Raw genomic sequence first — 1,595 nt, 5'->3', positions numbered from 1 at the left:
CCATTCTGATGTCCCCAGTCAAGCACACAGCGCACGGTTTCTCATCTCCACGAGGACTCATCGTGAAGTTCTTGTGCCGATGGATCGTGCAGAGGAGAAGGCGGGACTCAAAGACGTCGGTGAACAGGCTCTGATGCGCGGGTTGGATACCGCATTTCCGTTTTTTCGTCTGGGGCTGTCCCTGGTCTAGCGTCGGGCGTCGATCGGATGATCGGCCACATAATGGATTTCAGGATTTCCCCTGCCGTGGTCCCGCCTTCACTTCTGCACGATTAATGTCTGCGACTGCCCCCTGATCTTGATTGCAACAAAGGGGGCTGTGGGCCGGTCGAGCGCACCTCACGACTCGAGCGGTCCACAGCCCCCAACGATGTCACGCCTGTCGAGGTGGCATGAGCTCGCGATTGATCGCCCAAATGAAGGCAGATAGCTCTCGGGCAATCGCCGTGACGATTACGGTTCGCCGCTTGCCCTTCCGCTCGAGTGAGCGGAAGCGTCCGCACAGCCTGGTTTGCGCTTTCCACGCAATCTCGCGCGCGACTCTCGGTGCGGCCTCCACCTTTGGCTGCTTGTCTCGGCTCACGCGCGGCGGATATCGATAGCTCCAGGCCGCCTCTACAAGAATACGTCGCGCCCGCCCATTACCGGCTTTGGTGATGCCGCCTCGCTTGACTTGGTCGCCAGTCGAGTTTTCTGTGGGCACCAGACCCAGATAGCCCATCAACTCGCGCGGATTTTGAAAGCGGGATAGATCACCGATCTCAGCCAGCACCCCCACAGCCGCAATGAGATCAATCCCACGCACCGCCTGCAGGGCCGACACAACCTCGGCGAGCGACCACTCGGGTACTACCTCGCGGATGGCATCTTCCAAACGCTCCAGCCGCTCACTTTCCTGGCGTATCCCCTCAAGTAACTCTTCGAATGCGATGCGCTGCTCGCGATGCTCGAGCTTCTGCGACATGAGCCATCTCATGTGGGCTGGTCCCCACGTTGTCTTGCCCGGATAGATGCGTCCTAGCCGCAGCATCAATGACGAGATCTGTTGACGCTTGCCCTGGAGGTCCTTCTTCACTGCTTGACGGGCGCGCGAGAGATCGCGCATAGCCTCATGGCGCTCGTCCGGCACCCACACCGCCGTGAGCTCGTCCGCGCGCAACAGCTTGGCGAGGCTTACCGCATCGCGCCGGTTCGTCTTCACTCGATCGCCGGCCTTCTTCGGAACGAGCGAGGGGGCCACCACCAGGCAGTCATGGCCGAGGCTCTTGAGCAGTCTGTAGAGACCGTATCCTGTTGGCCCTGCTTCGTAGCAAAACGTCAACTGACAGCATTTCGCTGCAAGCTTTGCCACCAGCTTTCGGATCGCTGCCTCCGTGGCAGGAAACTCCCCGAGATATCGTATCTCGCCGCCACGGCCGCCATCGGCAATGGCTATAGCATTGCGCGATTTTGACGTATCGATTCCGACAAAGACCTCGGTATGATGACCCACGACTCGCCCTCCTTGTTTGAGGCTCTACCCGGTCCATCCGGGCAACCCTCGTCGCAACATCGAGGGTGAGTCGCCTCATTTTGTGGGGGGACATACAGTCTAG

At 59.9% G+C, this 1,595-nt stretch carries 2 protein-coding genes; one reads left to right on the top strand and one right to left on the bottom strand.

Features of this window, described 5'->3' with window-relative positions:
• On the top strand, positions 1-190 hold a 190-nt coding region (locus tag AC0L3U_RS38225; protein ID WP_473285252.1), incomplete at its 5' end, for a hypothetical protein.
• A gap of 183 nt (positions 191-373) precedes the next feature.
• Here AC0L3U_RS38225 and AC0L3U_RS38220 read toward each other — a convergent pair.
• Positions 374-1,492 (bottom strand): IS110 family RNA-guided transposase, encoded by a 1,119-nt coding sequence (locus tag AC0L3U_RS38220; protein ID WP_473364934.1) that lies wholly within the window; start codon positions 1,490-1,492, stop codon positions 374-376.
• Positions 1,493-1,595 lie beyond the last annotated feature (103 nt).

The organism is Bradyrhizobium sp. Kon69 (genome assembly GCF_055807515.1).
This window is presented reverse-complemented; position numbering and strand designations above follow the sequence as displayed.